The organism is Comamonas sp. GB3 AK4-5, assembly GCF_041320665.1.
Classification (GTDB): domain Bacteria; phylum Pseudomonadota; class Gammaproteobacteria; order Burkholderiales; family Burkholderiaceae_C; genus Comamonas.
In genome coordinates, this window is the sequence record NZ_CP166730.1 from 725,757 (window position 1) to 742,439 (window position 16,683).

Sequence of the window (16,683 nt, forward strand, 5' to 3'; positions counted from 1 at the left end):
TCGCCCACCGCAGCCAGGCGTCCGGGGAATTGCTCCGTGATTTTGTGGGCAGACCGAGCTTGCAGTTTTGAGAAAAACCACCCGGAAATGCAGCATGCATATGCATTCGCTGCTATGAAAGAAAAAGCGCTCCGTGAGCGCTTTTTTTGTGGGTTTTCTTTGCGAATCCTTTAGGTCGTGAACACGCTCTTATCCCGCCAGCGCCTGCTGGCGCGCATTGCGCTGTGCAGGGGTTTCCTGGGTCAGCTCATCCATAACCTGCTGGCGGGTTTTGCCGGGGCCTTCGCTCTTCACCGGTGCCGGGTAATTGCTGCTGTTGAAGCGGGAGGCACCTTCACGCGCTGCTGCGGCTGCTTCGGCCTGTACCTGCGCGCGGGTCTTGCTGCTTTTGAAATGCTCGGGGTAGGCCTTGGCCCCGGCTTCGTTGTTGGTGGGGTGCCAATAGCTCTCTGCCGCGGCCATGCCAGGGGCTGCGAAGCTCGCGACCAGCAGGGCGGCAGCGGTGAAAGGTGCGAAATAAAAACGGCGTGCCATATCAAACTCCTAGGGTGAAGAAACCATCCTCTGGTTTCAAAAAAACATTGCGAAAGAGGATGGAAGAAGTCTAGAAACCGCATGCCGACATGCAGCCAACTGCCAGGTGACATTGCCGTCATGTCCGCGAGGTGGTGCATGAAAAAAGCCATGGCCGCAATGGCCATGGCTTGTGTGGGAGTGAGGTGTTATTTTTAAGCGGGTTGTTCAGCCTTTGCAACTGGCGGGGCCACCTCTTCGGTTTCCGACAGATCCCTACGGTGCACCAGTCGGTACAGCAAAGGCAGGACCAGCAGAGTGAGAATGGTGGACGACAAAATGCCACCAATCACCACCGTGGCCAGCGGGCGCTGCACCTCGGCACCGGTGCCCGTGGCAATGGCCATGGGCACAAAGCCCAGCGAGGCCACCAGGGCCGTCATCAGCACGGGGCGCAGACGGGTCAGCGCGCCCTCGGTCACGGCGTCGTACAGGCGCCGGCCTGCTTCACGCAGGGAGCGGATGTAGGCAATCATCACCAGGCCATTGAGCACGGCGACGCCGGACAAGGCAATAAAGCCCACGGCGGCCGAGATGGACAGCGGAATGTCCCGCAGCCACAGCGCCACAATGCCACCGGTGAGCGCAAAAGGAATGCCGGTGAACACGATCAGCCCATCGCGCACATTGCCGAACATGGCAAACAGCAACACAAACACCATCAGCAGGGCTGCGGGCACGACGATGGCCAGGCGCTGCCGTGCAGACTCCAGGTTCTCGAAGCTGCCACCCCAGCGTGTCCAGTAGCCGGTGGGCAGCTGCAGGGATTCCAGCCGCTGCTGGGCCTCACCCACAAAGCTGCCTATGTCGCGGCCGCGCACATTGGCGCTGACCACGATGCGGCGTTTGCCGTCCTCGCGGCTGACCTGGTTGGGGCCGGGTGCGATCTCCAGCGTGGCAATGGTCGACAGTGGCACAAAGCCCAGGCGCCCATCGGCTCCCCGTGGCAAGGCAATGGGCAGGCGGCCCATGGCCTGCATATCGTTGCGCACGGCATCCGGCAGGCGCACCTGGATGTCAAAGCGCTTGTCACCTTCAAACACCGTGCCGGCCTCGCGCCCGCCCAGGGCCGTGCTGATGGTGTCCTGCACATCGCCCATGTTCAGTCCGTAGCGCGAGGCTTTCTCGCGGGCTATCTGTATGGTGAGCATGGGCAGGCCGGTGGTCTGCTCGACCTTGACCTCGGAGGCTCCGGAAATCTGCTGCAGCATGCCGGCCACGGTTTGTGCGCTCTTTTCCAGCACCGCCATGTCGTCACCAAAGATCTTCACCGCCACATCGCTGCGCACGCCCGAGATCAGCTCGTTGAAGCGCAGCTGTATGGGCTGGGAGAACTCGTAGTTGTTGCCCGGTATGCGGTTGACCGACGCCTGCACGGCGGCCAGCAGATCGTCGCGCGTGCGCGCCGGGTCGGGCCATTGCTCTCGGGGCTTGAGCATGATGTAGCCGTCCGAGATATTGGGCGGCATGGGGTCGGAGGCGATCTCGGCCGTGCCGGTGCGGGCAAAGACGCGCTCGATTTCGGGGAATTCCTGCTTCAAGGTTTTCTCGATCTGCATCTGCATCTGCAGCGACTGCGTGAGGCTGGTGCCCGGGATGCGCAGGGCCTGGATGGCGAAGTCGCCCTCGTTGAGGTTGGGGGCGAATTCGCTGCCCAGGCGCGTGGCCAGCAGCAAAGAGAGCGCCACAGCTACGCCTGCAGCCGTGAGCACCACGGAGGGTGCGGCCATGACGCGCTCCAGCAGCGGTGCGTAGGCGCGGCGGGCCCAGCCCATGAGGCGGTTTTCCTTCTCTGCCACCTTGTCGCCCATGAACAGGGCAATGGCGGCCGGGATGAAGGTGATGGACAGCAGCATGGCACCGGCCAGGGCAATCACCACCGTGAGTGCCATGGGGTGGAACATCTTGCCCTCCACGCCGGTGAGGGCAAAGATGGGCAGATAGACCACCATGATGATGAGCTGGCCGAACAGCAGTGGCCGGCGCGACTCCTTGGCGGCAGCAAACACCTCGTGGAAGCGTTCGCTGCGGGTCAGGGCGCGGCCCCGTGCTTCTTGTGCATGGGCCAGCCGGCGCACGCAGTTCTCCACAATGACCACCGCCCCGTCGATGATGATGCCGAAGTCCAGTGCCCCCAGGCTCATCAGATTGGCGCTGACCCTGTAGTGCACCATGCCGGTGAAGGTGAACAGCATGGACAGCGGAATGATGAGTGCCGTGATCAATGCCGCGCGCAGATTGCCCAGGAACAGGAACAGGATGGCGACCACCAGGGCCGCCCCTTCCAGCAGGTTTTTCTTTACCGTGGCGATGGCCTTGTCGACCAGATGCGTGCGGTCATACACCGTGATGGCCTTGACCCCCTGGGGCAGGCTGCGGTTGATCTGCTCCATGCGTGCGGCCACGGCCTGTGAGACCGTGCGGCTGTTCTCGCCAATCAGCATGAACACCGTACCCAGCACCACTTCGCGCCCGTTGTCGGTGGCGGCGCCGGTGCGCAGCTCGCGGCCCAGGCCGACTTCGGCCAGGTCGCCTATGCGTATGGGCTGGCCCTGGGCAGAGCCCACGATGACCTGGCGGATGTCGTCCATGCCTGTGACCTGGCCCGGTGCGCGGATCAGGTACTGCTCACCCTGGTGCTCGATATAGCCTGCACCGACGTTGAGGTTGTTGCGCGAAAGCGCGGTCACCAGATCGGCCAGGGTGAAGCCATAGGCCGCCAATTGTTCGGGGCGCGGCGACACCAGATATTCCTTGGCAAAGCCGCCTATGGAGTTGATTTCGGTGACCCCCGGCACATTGCGCAGCTGGGGCTTGATGACCCAGTCCTGGATCTCGCGCAGGTCCATGGGGGTGTAGGGCGTGCCATCGGCCTTCTTGGCGCCGTCCTCGGCCTCCACCGTCCACAGGTAGATCTCGCCCAGGCCCGTGGAGATGGGGCCCAGCGAGGGCGTGATACCGGTGGGCAACTGGCTCTGGGCCTGCTGTATGCGCTCGTTGACCAGCTGGCGTGCGAAATAGATGTCCGTGCCGTCCTTGAACACCACCGTGACCTGGGACAGACCGTAGCGCGACAGCGAGCGGGTCTGCTCCAGATTGGGCAGGCCTGCCATCACGGTTTCTATGGGATAGGTGATGCGCTGCTCGGCCTCTAGCGGTGAGTAGCCGCTGGCCTGGGTATTGATCTGCACCTGGACATTGGTGATGTCGGGCACGGCATCGATGGCCAGGCGCTGGTAGTTGTAAATGCCCAGGGCCGCAAGGGCCAGCACGGCGACCATGACCAGCCAGCGCTGCTCGATGGCAAATCGGATGATGCGTTCAAACATGTGCGGCCTTTGCTTAGTGCGTGTGTTCCGCTGTGGCCTTACCAAGTTCAGCCTTGAGCATGAAGCTGCCTTCGGTGACATAGGTCTGACCCGGTTTCAGGCCTTCGAGAATCTCCGTGCTCTGGGCATCCGCACGCCCCAAGCGCACGGGCTGGGCGCGAAAGCCTCCGGGAACGGGCACGAACACCACGCTTTGCTTGGCGTCCATGCGCTGGATGGCGGGGGTGGCCACGGCCAGAGGCACGGTCTGCGAAGAGGCGGTGAGCTCCACATTCACAAACAGGCCAGGGCGCCACAGACCATCGGGGTTGGGCAGGGTGATGCGTGCGGGGGCGGTGCGGGTCTCCTGGCCGATCAGGGCGCCCACATAGGCCACGTCGCCCGTGGCCGAAGAGGCAAAGGCCGTGGCCTTTACCGTGGCCTTTTCACCCACACGCACGGCGGGCAGATCGGTAGCCGCCACGCGCATTTCGGCCCAGACCGAGCGCAGATCGGAGATGGTGAAGACCTGGGTGGTGTCCTGCACGGCTTCGCCGACGGCCAGGTGTTTTTCCACCACCACACCATCAAAAGGCGCGCGCAGCTCGAAGCGGTTGAGTGCACCGCCACCTGGGCCAGCGCTTGCGCCAGCGCCCGTGGCGGCCAGCTTTTGCTGGGCGTTGGAGGCGGCAATCTCCGCTTCGCGCAGGGCCTGCCGGGCCTGCAGATAGTCCTGCTCGGCCGAGATTTTTTCCTGCCACAGCTGCTTTTCACGCGCATAGGTGGTGCGGGCCAGGGCCAGGCGCTGGCTGGTAGCCTGCAGCTCGCTGCGCTGCTCGGAGACGGCTGCGCTGCTGAGCACGGCCAGCACCTGCCCCTTCTTCACGGTCTGGCCTAAATTGGCCGGCACGGATTCGGCCACACCTGCCACGCGCGGTACCACATGGGCGGTGCGGTCTTCGTTGAAGCGGATCTCGCCGGGCAGTTGCAGCATGGTGCGCACGACGGCAGAGCCGGCCTCTGCGGTCTGTATGCCTGCCGCCTGGGTGCGCTGTGCATCCATGGGGATCAGGCCTTCATCCTCGTCATGTCCCGCTTCGGCCTGCGGTTTGGGTGCAGGCACGGCGGCCTCTTTTCCCTTTTCATCGTCATGGTGCTCGCCATCGGCGTGCCCGTCTTCATCCTGGTGGTCCCCATTTTTTGGGGTGCCGTGGTGCTCAGTATCGGCATGGCCGGCCGCCTCGGTATGGCCATGGCCGTCGTCGCCGGCATTGCTGCTGCCGCCGCTGTCGGGACCACTGCGCAGAATGAGTACGGCAGACAGGGCGCCGATGGCCAGGATGACGGCAATGGCCACCCGGGTGCGGCGGGAGGCCTGGGGCGCTGGATTTTTTTCGTTCATGGTGGTGGCGATGTGGAAAGTTAGCGGCCTGTGGTGAGACCCAGCAAACGGTCGATTTCGGCCGCCGCACGGTGGGTGGCCAGCAATTGGTCGAGGTACTGGTTGCGCATGTCGAACCAGGAGCGCTGGGCATCCAGCACATCGAGGTAGCTGAACTTGCCCAGGGCAAAGCCCTTGCTCGCGGCCTCGTAGGCCGCCTGGGCCGTGGGCAGTACCTGCGTGGAAAGCTGCGAGGCCTGCTGGCGGCTGGTTTCCAGGGCCTCACGTGCGGCATACAGCTGGGCTTGCAGCTCCAGCCGGGTGGCCTGCAGGCGGTCTTCGGCCTGGTCCGCCAGGCGCAAGGCCTTGAGCTGGTTGCCTCGGTTGCTGTCCAGCAAGGGCAGGGGAATGGAGACGCCGAAAACGATCTGGTTGCGGGCCGTCTCCTGGGCGCGTTTCACGCCCAGGCTGAGCGTGGGGTCGGGCACGCGCTTGGCGCGTTCCAGATCGGCCGTGGCACGGCTTTGCTCCAGCACGGAGCGGGCCTGCTGCAGGGCAGGGGCCTGCTCCAGCCCTTCTTGCAGCACCTGGGCATCCGGCACCGCGGGCAGGGCGTCCAATGTCCCTTGTGCCTCGGTGAATGCGGGAGCGTTCTCCCCTATCAGGCTCTGTATGTGTTGGCGTGCCACCCTCTGTGTGGCCTGGGCCTGGGCCTGCTCCAGCAGGGCACTGGACTCGGCCACGCGCGCACGGTTTTCCTCCAGCGGGGCTGCCTTGCCGGCCGCCACGCGTTTGCCTGCGGCCTCGCGTGCGCTGCGGGCAATGTCCAGTGTTTGCGCAGCCAGGGCCGTGCGCTGCTGAGCGGCCAACAAGCCAAAGAAGGCCATGCGCACATCGGCCAGCAGACTGGCTTTGGCCGCATCCAGTTCGGCCTGTGACAGGTCGCGCTCTTTTTCGGCGGCGCGCATGCGGGCTGCGCGTTTGCCGTTGATCTCCAGGGTCTGGCTCCACTGCACGGTGCTGCTGCGTGTGCTGCTGCGGGTGTCCTCCTGGGCGTAGGAAAGCTCGGGGTTGGGCCGGGCGCGGCTTTGCAGCATGGCGCCGTCGCTGGCTTCCAGACCGCGCTGCGCGGCGCGCAGGCGCGGGTGCTGGCTTAGTGCCTGGGCCGCAGCCGCTTCCCATGTCAAGGGGGAGGCGGTCACTGCGCTGCCGGGCTTTTCCTGCGCCATGCCTGCCACGCCCGTCAGGCCGAGACAGGCCAGCAACAAGGCATGGCGCAGCACATCGGTGGGGCGGCAACTGCGATGGGGCGAGGCGAAAATCATGGATGAAGCTCCTTGCCGGGCAACATCCATCGTCTGCCGGGCTTGCGGGTGCCCGTGTGAAAAGAGGAAAGCGGGTGGGCCTGGCCACTCTAAAAAAATGCGGCCTTCGCCATCCTGACCGCCAGATGACAAATATGTCATTTTCAAAAAGCGGCGGCCTATCCCAAAATCGCGGGCATGAAACTCTTGGTCGTGGAAGACGAAATCAAGCTGGCCGATTACCTGGCCAAAGGCCTGGCGGAAGAAGGCTTTGTGGTCGATGTGGCCCACAACGGCATCGACGGCCTGCACCTGGCCTGCGAGCTGGACTACGACCTCATCGTGCTCGACGGCATGCTGCCGGGCATTGACGGGCTGGCCGTGCTGGCGGCGCTGCGGCAAACCAAGTCCACGCCGGTGCTGATGCTGACGGCACGGGGCCAGGTCGAGGACCGGGTCAAAGGCCTGCAGGGCGGCGCTGATGATTACCTGGTCAAGCCTTTTGCGTTTTCAGAGCTGGTGGCGCGCCTGCATGTGCTGTTGCGGCGCAGCGGGCCGGGGGCCGCGCAAGCCATCCCCGAAGCGACCACCCTGCGTTTGGCGGATCTGGAGCTGGACCTGATCCGCCGCCGCGCCATGCGTGCAGGGCAGCGGCTGGAGCTCACGGCCAAGGAGTTCAATCTGCTGAGCCTGCTGCTGCGCCGCCAGGGTGAGGTGTTGTCGCGCACCGAGCTGGCCTCGCAGGTCTGGGACATGAACTTCGACAGCGAGACCAATGTGGTGGAAGTGGCCGTGCGGCGCCTGCGGCTGAAGCTGGACCAGCCGTTTGCACAGCCGCTGCTGCACACCATACGCGGCATGGGCTATGTGCTGGAGTCGCGCACGCCATGAAGCCCATGCTCCCCGCTTCCGCAGCGCCGGTGCCGCATCTGGCCCGGCGCCTGGCTCGCGCACTGGCCTTGCAAACCATTGTGGGCCTGGGCCTGGTCTGCGTGGTGGTGTATCTGGCCATTGCCCTGACCTTGAAGGACCGTCAGCAAGATGCCCTGGACCACAAGCAAGAAGCCATAGAGCATCTCTTGGGTGAAAGCCGTGGCACCCATTCGCCGGAAGCCTTGACGCATATGCTCAACGACTTTCTGACGGGCCACGACGAGCTTTCGCTGCGCATTGCATCGGCCTCGGGAGACCGGGTGTACGAGCTTTTGCGCCAGCCCGAGAATGCGGACCGCAGCACCTCGCGCCGGTTCGCGGTGGAGGTGCCTGTGGCGGATGGCGGTGTGCGGCCCATGCAGGCCGTGCTGTGGCTGGACCAGCGACCCGATGACCGCCTGCTGCGCCATCTGGCCTGGACATTGGGCCTGGCCGCCGTGGCGGGCGCCTTGCTGGTGTCGCTGGCCAGCACCTGGCTGGTACGCCTGGGCCTCAAGCCCTTGCGCTCGCTGGTGGAGCAGACGCGAAGCCTGTCAGCCCAGGAGCTGCACCGGCGGCTGGACGACAGTCACCAGCCCAAGGAACTGCGGCCATTGATCTCGCAGTTCAATGCACTGCTGGACAGGCTGGCCGTGGCCTACCAGCAGATGGAGGCCTTCAATGCCGATGTGGCCCATGAGCTGAATACGCCCCTGACCACCTTGATCAGCAGCTGCGAGCTGGCCTTGCGCAAGCCCCGTGGCGCGGCCGAGCTGCAAGAGATTCTGGCGTCCAATCTGGAAGACTTGCAGCGCATGGCCGGCATCGTGGCCGACATGCTGTTTCTCTCGCATGCAGACCGCGGCGCAGAAGCCCGGCGCAGCGCGGTGCCCAGCCTGGCGGCCCTGGCGCAGGAGGTGGCCGAATTCCATGAAGCGGCGTTGCAGGAAGCCCGGCTGCAGGTGCGCATAGAGGGCGATGTGGCCGCATCGGTGGATGTGCGCCTGCTGCGCCGTGCGCTGTCCAACCTGTTAGGCAATGCCACGCGCTATGCACAGCCTGGCTCCACCGTGGTCATCGAGATAGGGGTCCAAGCTGCCCCCAGAGGTGCGGAGCCTGGGCCTTGGGCGCACCAGCATTTGCAGGTGGCCGTGCGCAATGCCGGTGCGGGGATTGCAGCCCTGGATTTGCCGCGTATTTTTGACCGTTTCTATCGCGCCGAAGTCGCACGCTCTCACGCCGATCGCAACCATGGTCTGGGCCTGGCCATCGTCGCCGCGATTGCACGCATGCATGATGGAAAAGCCTTTGCGGAATCGGCCCACGGTGAAACCCGTATCGGTCTTTTGCTGCCGATGTCGTGAATCTGTCCAGCCATTGGCATGGCCGTCAGGGTGGGCAGCGAGCAGGTCGACGGAGTGCGGCAAAGCGCTGGTGTGCGGCGATCTAGGGTAATTGCTGATTCGCCGTATATCGCCCTGGCTTCTAGAATTTGACACACGATTTACCGCGACCAGATACAGGAATCCATCTGCCAGTGCTGCCAGATGCGTTCCGAGCAATGAAGCTCAAGTCAGTTTTCTGACTTGGGCTTTTTTTGTTTTTGGCACTCCCACCGTCTTGTTTTGCACAACCTCTTTCAGAGGTTGGGCTGATGCATGCCTGTGCGAGCCGGGTGTCTGCCTGCGGCTTCGTCAGCCGCCGCTGTTGTACAGCGGTTTTCAACGCAGCGCTCTCATGCAGGAGGCGGATTCCATGGATACCAACATTTCCCGACGCAAAGTAGTGGGTGCAATGGGGGGGGCTGTTCTGGCGGGTGCCGGAGCAGGTGTTCCGGGCTTTGCATGGTCGCAGGAGACGGTCAAGCTGGGCTTGCTGCATTCGCTGTCGGGAACGATTGCACTCGCAGAGGCCTCGCTGGTGGATGCCGAGAAAATGGCTGTCGAGGAGATCAATGCGGCCGGTGGCGTGTTGGGGCGCAAGATCGAAGTGGTGCTGGAAGACGGTGCCAGCGAGAACACCGTATTCGCCGAAAAAACCCGCAAGCTGCTGGAGCGTGACAAGGTGGCCGCCATCATTGGCTGCTACACCTCGGCCTCGCGCAAAGCCGTGCTGCCGGCGCTGGCCGCCAATAAGGGGCTGCTGTACTACCCCACCTACTACGAAGGCCAGGAGCAGGACAAGCATGTGATCTACACCTCGCAGGAGGCCACGCAGTCGGTGGTGGCCGCCATGGAGTGGATGGTCAAGCACAAGGGCAAGTCCATCTTCCTGGTGGGTTCGGACTACATCTATCCGCGTACCTGCAACAAGATCGCCAAGCAGGCCCTGGTCAAGCTCGGAGGCAAGGTGGTGGGCGAGGAGTACGCCCCGCTGGGGCATTCCGAGTTCTCTTCCATCATCAACAAGATCAAGGCCGCCAAGCCCGATTGCATCTACAGCACTGTGGTGGGGGGCTCGAACGTGGCCTTCTACAAACAGCTGCGCGCTGCTGGATTGGATGGCAGCAAACTGGTGCTGCTGTCCACCGTGGTGTCGGAAAACGAAATTGACGGCATAGGCCGCGACAACGCCGTGGGCTATTACGCCTGCATGGGCTATTTCCAGAGTCTGAAGACTCCGGCCAATGCGCGCTTTGTCAAAGCCTTCAAGGCCAAATATGGCGCAGAGCGGGTGATCGGCGACCCCATGGAGGTGGCCTACAACAGCGTGTATCTGTGGAAGTTGGGCGTGGAAAAGGCCAAGAGCTTTGACCCGGAGAAGGTGATCGCAGCCTCGGCCGGCCTGGAGATTGAAGCCCCCGAAGGCACGGTGCGTGTGCACGAGAGCAACCACCATGTCTACAAAAAGGTGCGCGTGGGCCGGGCGCTGCCGGATGGGCAGTTCGAGGTGGTGTGGGAGTCTGCGGGGCTGATGACGCCCAACCCGTTTCCCAAGTTCTGAACCCCTGTACGCACTTCGAAATAGGGCATGGCGATGAGCTTCGATATTGCGGTGATGCAGGCCTTCAACGGCATCAGCTTGTTCACCATTTTGCTGCTGATGTCGCTGGGGCTGGCCATTGTGTTTGGCCTCATGGGGGTCATCAACATGGCGCATGGCGAGTTGATGGCCATGGGTGCCTACGCCACGTATTTGACTGCCAAGCTCTGCGAGCATTGGCTGCCCGATTGGTGGATGGCCGTGTATTTGTTCATTGCCATTCCAGTGGCCTTTGCCGTCACCTTTGTGGCGGGCTACGCCATAGAGCGGGGGCTGATCCGCTTTCTCTACAACCGCCCGCTGGACACCTTGCTGGCCACCTGGGGGCTGAGCCTGATCCTGCAGCAAGCCTACCGCAGCATCTTCGGCGCACAGGAGGTGAGCGTGCCCTTGCCGGGTTGGCTGGCGGGGGCATGGGAACCCACCACAGCGCTGCAATTTCCGCTGAACCGGCTCTTCATCATTGTCCTGACCGCCGTGGTGGCGGTGGCCGTATATGGGCTGCTCTATCGCATGCGCTGGGGGCTTGAGGTGCGTGCGGTGATGCAGAACCGCCTCATGGGGTCCGCGGTCGGGGTCAACACCGCAAGCGTCGACGCCATGACTTTTGCGCTGGGTGCGGGCCTGGCGGGCATTGCCGGCAGCGTGTTCACCATGGTGGGATCCACCAACCCCGGAACAGGCCAGCTCTACATCGTGGATGCCTTCATCGTGGTGGTGTTCGGGGGCGTGCAAAACCTGCTGGGTACTGCCATGTCGGGCTTCACCCTGGCCGAGGCGCAGACGGTGCTGGAGTCTGTGATGAGTGGCTCCATGGCACGGGTCAGCATTTTGCTGCTGGTGATTGTGGTGCTCTATTTCCGCCCGCAAGGCCTGTTTGCCTTGCGCGCCAGGGGCTGAAGCCATGGGGGCGCAAAAACTCAAACTGGAAGTCGCCAGCGGCCTGCTGGTGTGGGTGCTGCTGCTTGGCGTCGCCCCCTGGGCGCTTGACCCGTTCCGTCTGAATCTGATGGCCAAGTACCTGGCTTTTGCCTTTGTGGCGATCGGCATTGTGCTCACCTGGGGCTATGGCGGCATTTTGAGCCTGGGGCAGGGCATTTTCTTCGGACTCGGCGGCTACATGCTGGCCATGTGCCTGAAGCTGGAGGCCTCTGCGCCGGAGTTGCCCGACTTCATGGTGTGGAGCAGCGTGGAACAGCTGCCGCTGTGGTGGGAGCCCTTCCGGCATTTTGGCTGGACGCTGCTGGGCATTGCCGTGTTGCCTGCGGCATTGGCCTATCTGTTTTCCTATGCAGTGTTCAAAAAACGTGTGAGCGGGGTGTACTTTGCCATCGTCACGCTGGCGCTGGCGCTCACCTTGACGGTGCTTATCGTCGGGCAGCAGGGCGACACCGGTGGGGCCAATGGCATCACCGATTTTCGAACATTGATGCAGATGCCTATTGTGGGCGATGGACCCCAGCGCACGCTTTACTGCATCGAGGTGCTGGTGCTGGAGGCCGTGATGGGCATAGCCCTTTTTGTGGCGCGCAGCCGGTTGGGCAAGGTGCTGGTGGCCATCAGCAACCAGGAGGGGCGTGTGCGCTTCAGTGGCTACAACACGGCGCATATCAAGGCGTCCGTATTTGCACTGGCCGCATTTTTTTCCGCACTGGGCGGTGCGTTCTACACCTTGCAGGTGGGAATGATTGCGCCATCCGTGCTGGGAGTGGTGGCATCGGTGGAGATGGTGATCTTTGCCGCCGTCGGCGGGCGCATGTCGGTCGTGGGTGCGGTGATCGGCGCCGTGCTGGTGGGCTTTCTGCGCTCCTATCTGTCCGAGACCTTCCCGGAGATCTGGCTGTACTTTTTGGGGGCCTTGTTCCTGATCGCAGTGCTGGTGCTGCCAAACGGCTTGTTCGGCTTGCTGGAGCGCTGTGTGCTGCTCCTTAAAAGGAAGCGAGCCGCTTCCATCCCTGTGCAGGAGGATGTGCGCGCATGAATACCCACACCATGGTCCTGACAGCCCCAGAGCGGCCTGTCGAAATCGACGATGCACGCCGCGCCGTGGTGGGCGCCCGCGATGCCGTGGCACCCCTGATTCTGGAAGTGCGTGACCTGAGCGTGTCTTTCGATGGTTTCAAGGCCGTAGACCATTTGAGCCTTTCGGTGGAGGCCCGCGAGCTGCGCGTGGTGATCGGCCCGAATGGTGCTGGCAAGACCACGCTGCTGGACATGATCTGCGGCAAGACGCGGCCCAGCTCGGGGCAGATTCTTTTCCAGGGACAGGATGTGACCCGGCTGAGCGAGGACCGCATCGTCAAGCTCGGCATTGGGTGCAAGTTCCAGACCCCTTCGGTGTACGAAGACCTCACGGTGGCCGAGAACCTGGAGATCTCCCTGCCACAGGGCCAGGGGGTGCTCAGCTCGCTGTTCTTCCGGCGTGGAGCCCAGGTCAGGCAGGCCATTGCCTGGGCCGCGGAGCAGGTGTTTTTGCAAGACATGCTGGAGCACAAGGCCGGCCAGCTCAGCCATGGACAAAAGCAGTGGCTGGAGATCGGCATGTTGCTGACGCAGGAGCCCAAGCTGCTGCTGCTGGATGAGCCCGTGGCTGGCATGAGCCCCCATGAGCGCGAGCTGACGGCCGAGCTGCTGCAGCGCATCTCGGACGGCAAGTCGGTGATCGTGATCGAGCACGACATGGACTTTGTGAAGCGCATTGCGGACAAGGTCACGGTGCTGCACCAGGGCCGTTTGCTCAGCGAGGGTACGGCGGCCCAGGTGCAGGCCGATCCGCGTGTGATTGATGTGTATCTGGGCCATTAGAAATGGCCTTGGAACACCCCCCTGAGTCGCCTGCGGCGCCTTCCCCCCGCTCTCGCTTCGCTGCGCTCGCGGGCTGGGGGACGCTGTCAGCGCGGCGGGGCGGCCCTTGCGCGGCAGCCCTGGCATGGGCCGCGCCAGTTTTGTGTGCCATGGCCCTGGCTTGGCTCCCTCGCCCCTTCGGGGAGAGGGCTGGGGTGAGGGGACTCGCCAAGAAGAACGCTGATCGTATGGATGAAATAAAGCACTGGAAGGGCGGAAGAGCATGCTCGAGGTAAAGCAATTGCAGGTGGGCTATGGCGAATCCAATGTGGTGCACCAGGTGTCGCTGCAAGTGGAGGCGGGTGAGGCCGTGGCGCTGATGGGGCGCAATGGCATGGGCAAGACCACATTGCTCAAGGCCATTGTCGGCATGCTGCCGGCCAAGCAGGGCAGCATCACTTTGGATGGCAGGTCGTTGGCTGGTCTGCCCAGCTACCAGCGTGTGCGCTGCGGCATGGCCTTTGTGCCGCAGGGGCGCATGATTTTTCCGCAGCTCACGGTGGAGGAAAACCTGCTGGTGGCCATGGACCGCAACCACGCGCGCACCAAGACCGTGCCTGGCTATGTGCATGCGGCCTTTCCGGTGCTGGCCGAGATGCGCCACCGCAAGGGCGGCAATCTTTCGGGCGGTCAGCAGCAGATGCTGGCGATTGCGCGGGCGCTGGTCAGCAACCCCCAGGTGCTGATCCTGGATGAGCCTACCGAGGGCATTCAGCCTTCCATCATCAAGGATATGGCACGGATCTTGAATCTGTTGCGGCGTGAGCGCGGCTTCGCCTTGCTGGTTTCCGAGCAGGTGCTGAGCTTTGCACTCGATCTGGCAGACCGCTTTCTGGTGATCGACCGTGGACGGATCGTCCACGAGGAATACCGCGCAACCCTGGACCGCGACAAGGTCAGCGCATTCCTGACCGTGTGACGGTCAACAAGCAACCCAAGTGGAGACAACGATGCGACATGGTGATATTTCAAGCAGTGCCGATGCCGTTGGCGTGGCCGTGGTGAATTACAAGATGCCGCGCCTGCATACCAAGGCGGAGGTGCTTGCGAACGCACACAAGATTGCCGACATGGTGTTGGGCATGAAGCAGGGCTTGCCCGGCATGGATCTGGTGATCTTTCCCGAGTATTCCACCCATGGAATCATGTACGACCCCAAGGAGATGTACGAGACGGCCTCCACCATCCCCGGTGACGAGACGGCCATCTTTGCCGAGGCCTGCCGCAAGGCCAAGGTCTGGGGCGTTTTCTCGCTCACCGGCGAGCGCCATGAGGAGCATCCCCACAAGGCGCCCTACAACACGCTGATCCTCATGAACGACCAGGGCGATATCGTGCAGAAGTACCGCAAGATCATGCCCTGGGTGCCCATAGAAGGTTGGTATCCCGGCGACTGCACCTATGTGAGCGAAGGCCCCAAGGGCCTGAAGATCAGCCTCATCATCTGCGATGACGGCAACTACCCCGAAATCTGGCGTGACTGTGCCATGCAGGGCGCCGAGCTCATCGTGCGTTGCCAGGGCTATATGTACCCCGCCAAGGAGCAGCAAATCCTGGTCTCCAAGGCCATGGCCTTCATGAACAATGTCTACGTGGCCGTGGCCAATGCGGCGGGCTTCGATGGCGTGTACTCCTACTTCGGCCACTCGGCCATCATCGGCTTCGATGGCCGCACCCTGGGGGAATGCGGGGAGGAGGACATGGGCATCCAGTACGCCGAGCTCTCCAAGCACCTGATCCGCGATGCCCGCAAGAACGGCCAGTCGCAAAACCACCTCTTCAAGCTGCTGCACCGCGGCTACACCGGCAAGATCAATTCCGGCGAAGAGGCCAAGGGTGTGGCGGGCTGCCCCTATGGCTTTTACGCCAAGTGGATCAACGACCCCGAGGGCACGCGCGAGATGGTGGAGTCCTTCACGCGCAGCACGGTGGGCACGCCGGAATGCCCCATCCCTGGTATCCCTCACGAGGCGCCCAAGCACCGCTGAGCCTTGTGTCCGCCGGCCCGCGCGCCGCTGTGTGCGGGCTTTTTTCCACCTGATGCGAAAAGAGGCATGCCATGAGCCAGACCCCGGCCGCCGACAATATCCTCGGTGAAGAGTATGAGCATGAGCCGGTGCCGCTCTCACAGCGGCGCAGCACCTTTTCGGTGTCCATGGTCTGGCTCGGCTTTCCCATGATCATCACCGGCGCCATGACAGGCTCCATTCTCGTGGCGGGCATGGGGTTCAAGGCCGCGCTGCTGGCCATGGTCATCGGTAATCTGCTGATGTTCGCCTACGTCGGCGCGCTGGGGGTGTTGGGTACGGCGCGTGGTCACAACTTTGCGTTGCTGGCCAGCACCACTTTCGGCCGCAAGGGCTATGTGCTGGCCTCCGGGCTGCTGTCCACCTTGCTGCTGGGCTGGTATGCCGTGCAGACGGGCATCACCGGCAATCTGATGCATACGGCCTTTCAGCTCGACTACCTCAGCATGACTGTTGCGGCGGGCATGCTTTATCTGGGCATCACCTTTGTCGGCATTCGTGGTCTGCATTGGATAGGCATGGTGTCGGTGCCCTTGTTCGTCGTGCTGGGCGGGTGGGTGGCATGGCACTCGGCCACAGCGGCGGGCTGGGGGCAGGTGCTGGCCTATGGCGGAACGCAGGCGGCGCTGTCCATGTCTTTTGGCGTGGGCCTGACGATGGTGGTGGCGCTGTTCATCGATGCCGGCACGGTGACGGCTGACTTCAACCGCTGGGCCGCCAACCGCCGCAGCTCGCTGATTGCCACGGCCTGTGCGTTTCCTCTTGCCAATCTGGTGGCCATGTTGGTGGGCGGCGTGATGACGGCCGCGCTTGCCCAGCCGCAACCACAGCCTTTTGGTCTGGACAATATGTTCGGCTATCTGCTGGCGCAGAACACCACATGGCTTTCGGTGCTGGCCTTTGTCTTTTTGCTGTGCAATCTGGGCTCGGTGTGCGCGCACTGCCTTTACAACGCAGCCGTGGGCTGGTCGCGCATAGGCTGTGGGCGCATGCGCGTGTTTGCGGTGGTGCTGGCAGCGGTTGGCATCGTGGTTGCTGCGGCCAATGTGTGGGCGCTGTTCATCCCCTGGCTTTCGCTGCTTGGCATTTTGGTGCCCCCCATAGGCGCCATCTTGATTGCGGACCTGTACTTTGTGCGGCCGGGGGCGCAGATTGCGGCGGATTGGCGACCGCGCGCCTTCATCGCCTGGGGCGCCGGTTCGTTGGTGGCCTATGCCACCGAGACCATGGCGCCAGAACTGTCCACTGCTGTGGCAGCTTTCATCGCAGCCGGGGTCTGCTACTTCGCGCTGCACCTGCGTGGCACGCCTATGGTGGGCAAGGCTACTTCCTCCATCGATCGTTGAACTCCC

General features: G+C 63.2%; 13 protein-coding genes. 9 read left to right on the top strand and 4 right to left on the bottom strand.

Annotation, left to right across the window (positions count from 1 at the left end; translation table 11 throughout):
• Window positions 1-189: 189 nt before the first annotated feature.
• From ACA027_RS03150 to ACA027_RS03165, 4 genes are all read right to left on the bottom strand, one after another.
• Entirely contained in the window at window positions 190-534 is a 345-nt protein-coding gene (locus tag ACA027_RS03150; RefSeq protein WP_370680949.1) for a DUF4148 domain-containing protein, read from the bottom strand.
• 194 nt (window positions 535-728) lie between these two features.
• On the bottom strand, window positions 729-3,902 hold the full coding sequence (locus tag ACA027_RS03155) for an efflux RND transporter permease subunit (RefSeq protein ID WP_370680950.1): 3,174 nt from the start codon (window positions 3,900-3,902) through the stop codon (window positions 729-731).
• 13 nt (window positions 3,903-3,915) lie between these two features.
• Entirely contained in the window at window positions 3,916-5,283 is a 1,368-nt protein-coding gene (locus ACA027_RS03160; protein ID WP_370680951.1) for an efflux RND transporter periplasmic adaptor subunit, read from the bottom strand.
• A gap of 20 nt (window positions 5,284-5,303) precedes the next feature.
• Window positions 5,304-6,587, bottom strand: a complete 1,284-nt coding sequence (locus ACA027_RS03165; protein WP_370680952.1) for a TolC family protein — start codon at window positions 6,585-6,587, stop codon at window positions 5,304-5,306.
• Window positions 6,588-6,764: 177 nt separating this feature from the next.
• Here ACA027_RS03165 and ACA027_RS03170 point away from each other — a divergent pair, with 177 nt between their 5' ends.
• The 9 genes from ACA027_RS03170 to ACA027_RS03210 all read left to right on the top strand — a co-directional run bounded on the left by ACA027_RS03170 (window position 6,765) and on the right by ACA027_RS03210 (window position 16,677).
• On the top strand, window positions 6,765-7,457 hold the full coding sequence (locus ACA027_RS03170; RefSeq protein ID WP_370680953.1) for a heavy metal response regulator transcription factor: 693 nt from the start codon (window positions 6,765-6,767) through the stop codon (window positions 7,455-7,457).
• Between the two features lie 5 nt (window positions 7,458-7,462).
• A complete protein-coding gene (locus ACA027_RS03175) occupies window positions 7,463-8,842 on the top strand; it encodes a heavy metal sensor histidine kinase (protein ID WP_370682500.1) in 1,380 nt (459 codons plus the stop codon).
• A 391-nt stretch (window positions 8,843-9,233) separates the two neighbouring features.
• On the top strand, window positions 9,234-10,421 hold the full coding sequence (gene urtA, locus ACA027_RS03180) for an urea ABC transporter substrate-binding protein (RefSeq protein WP_370680954.1): 1,188 nt from the start codon (window positions 9,234-9,236) through the stop codon (window positions 10,419-10,421).
• A 33-nt stretch (window positions 10,422-10,454) separates the two neighbouring features.
• Window positions 10,455-11,360 (top strand): urea ABC transporter permease subunit UrtB, encoded by a 906-nt coding sequence (gene urtB, locus ACA027_RS03185; protein WP_370680955.1) that lies wholly within the window; start codon window positions 10,455-10,457, stop codon window positions 11,358-11,360.
• Between the two features lie 4 nt (window positions 11,361-11,364).
• Window positions 11,365-12,441 carry an urea ABC transporter permease subunit UrtC gene (urtC, locus tag ACA027_RS03190; protein ID WP_370680956.1) on the top strand — a complete coding sequence of 359 codons (1,077 nt, stop codon included), beginning with the start codon at window positions 11,365-11,367 and terminating at the stop codon, window positions 12,439-12,441.
• Window positions 12,438-13,265: an urea ABC transporter ATP-binding protein UrtD gene (gene urtD, locus ACA027_RS03195; RefSeq protein WP_370680957.1), complete on the top strand. Its 828-nt coding sequence runs from the start codon at window positions 12,438-12,440 to the stop codon at window positions 13,263-13,265. The genes urtC and urtD overlap by 4 nt, the downstream gene beginning before the upstream one ends.
• 262 nt (window positions 13,266-13,527) lie before the next feature.
• Entirely contained in the window at window positions 13,528-14,223 is a 696-nt protein-coding gene (gene urtE / locus ACA027_RS03200) for an urea ABC transporter ATP-binding subunit UrtE (protein WP_370680958.1), read from the top strand.
• Window positions 14,224-14,254: 31 nt separating this feature from the next.
• The gene (locus tag ACA027_RS03205; RefSeq protein WP_370680959.1) at window positions 14,255-15,292 is read left to right on the top strand and encodes an aliphatic amidase; all 1,038 of its coding nucleotides are present in this window, start codon (window positions 14,255-14,257) and stop codon (window positions 15,290-15,292) included.
• A gap of 71 nt (window positions 15,293-15,363) precedes the next feature.
• Window positions 15,364-16,677 (top strand): cytosine permease, encoded by a 1,314-nt coding sequence (locus ACA027_RS03210; RefSeq protein WP_370680960.1) that lies wholly within the window; start codon window positions 15,364-15,366, stop codon window positions 16,675-16,677.
• Window positions 16,678-16,683 lie beyond the last annotated feature (6 nt).

Bases quoted from the DNA above. Each gene is read 5' to 3' on its own strand.
- ACA027_RS03150 (WP_370680949.1), bottom strand. From the start codon at position 534: ATGGCACGCCGTTTTTATTTCGCACCTTTCACCGCTGCCGCCCTGCTG.
- ACA027_RS03155 (WP_370680950.1), bottom strand. From the start codon at position 3,902: ATGTTTGAACGCATCATCCGATTTGCCATCGAGCAGCGCTGGCTGGTC.
- ACA027_RS03160 (WP_370680951.1), bottom strand. From the start codon at position 5,283: ATGAACGAAAAAAATCCAGCGCCCCAGGCCTCCCGCCGCACCCGGGTG.
- ACA027_RS03165 (WP_370680952.1), bottom strand. From the start codon at position 6,587: ATGATTTTCGCCTCGCCCCATCGCAGTTGCCGCCCCACCGATGTGCTG.
- ACA027_RS03170 (WP_370680953.1), top strand. From the start codon at position 6,765: ATGAAACTCTTGGTCGTGGAAGACGAAATCAAGCTGGCCGATTACCTG.
- ACA027_RS03175 (WP_370682500.1), top strand. From the start codon at position 7,463: ATGCTCCCCGCTTCCGCAGCGCCGGTGCCGCATCTGGCCCGGCGCCTG.
- urtA (WP_370680954.1), top strand. From the start codon at position 9,234: ATGGATACCAACATTTCCCGACGCAAAGTAGTGGGTGCAATGGGGGGG.
- urtB (WP_370680955.1), top strand. From the start codon at position 10,455: ATGAGCTTCGATATTGCGGTGATGCAGGCCTTCAACGGCATCAGCTTG.
- urtC (WP_370680956.1), top strand. From the start codon at position 11,365: ATGGGGGCGCAAAAACTCAAACTGGAAGTCGCCAGCGGCCTGCTGGTG.
- urtD (WP_370680957.1), top strand. From the start codon at position 12,438: ATGAATACCCACACCATGGTCCTGACAGCCCCAGAGCGGCCTGTCGAA.
- urtE (WP_370680958.1), top strand. From the start codon at position 13,528: ATGCTCGAGGTAAAGCAATTGCAGGTGGGCTATGGCGAATCCAATGTG.
- ACA027_RS03205 (WP_370680959.1), top strand. From the start codon at position 14,255: ATGCGACATGGTGATATTTCAAGCAGTGCCGATGCCGTTGGCGTGGCC.
- ACA027_RS03210 (WP_370680960.1), top strand. From the start codon at position 15,364: ATGAGCCAGACCCCGGCCGCCGACAATATCCTCGGTGAAGAGTATGAG.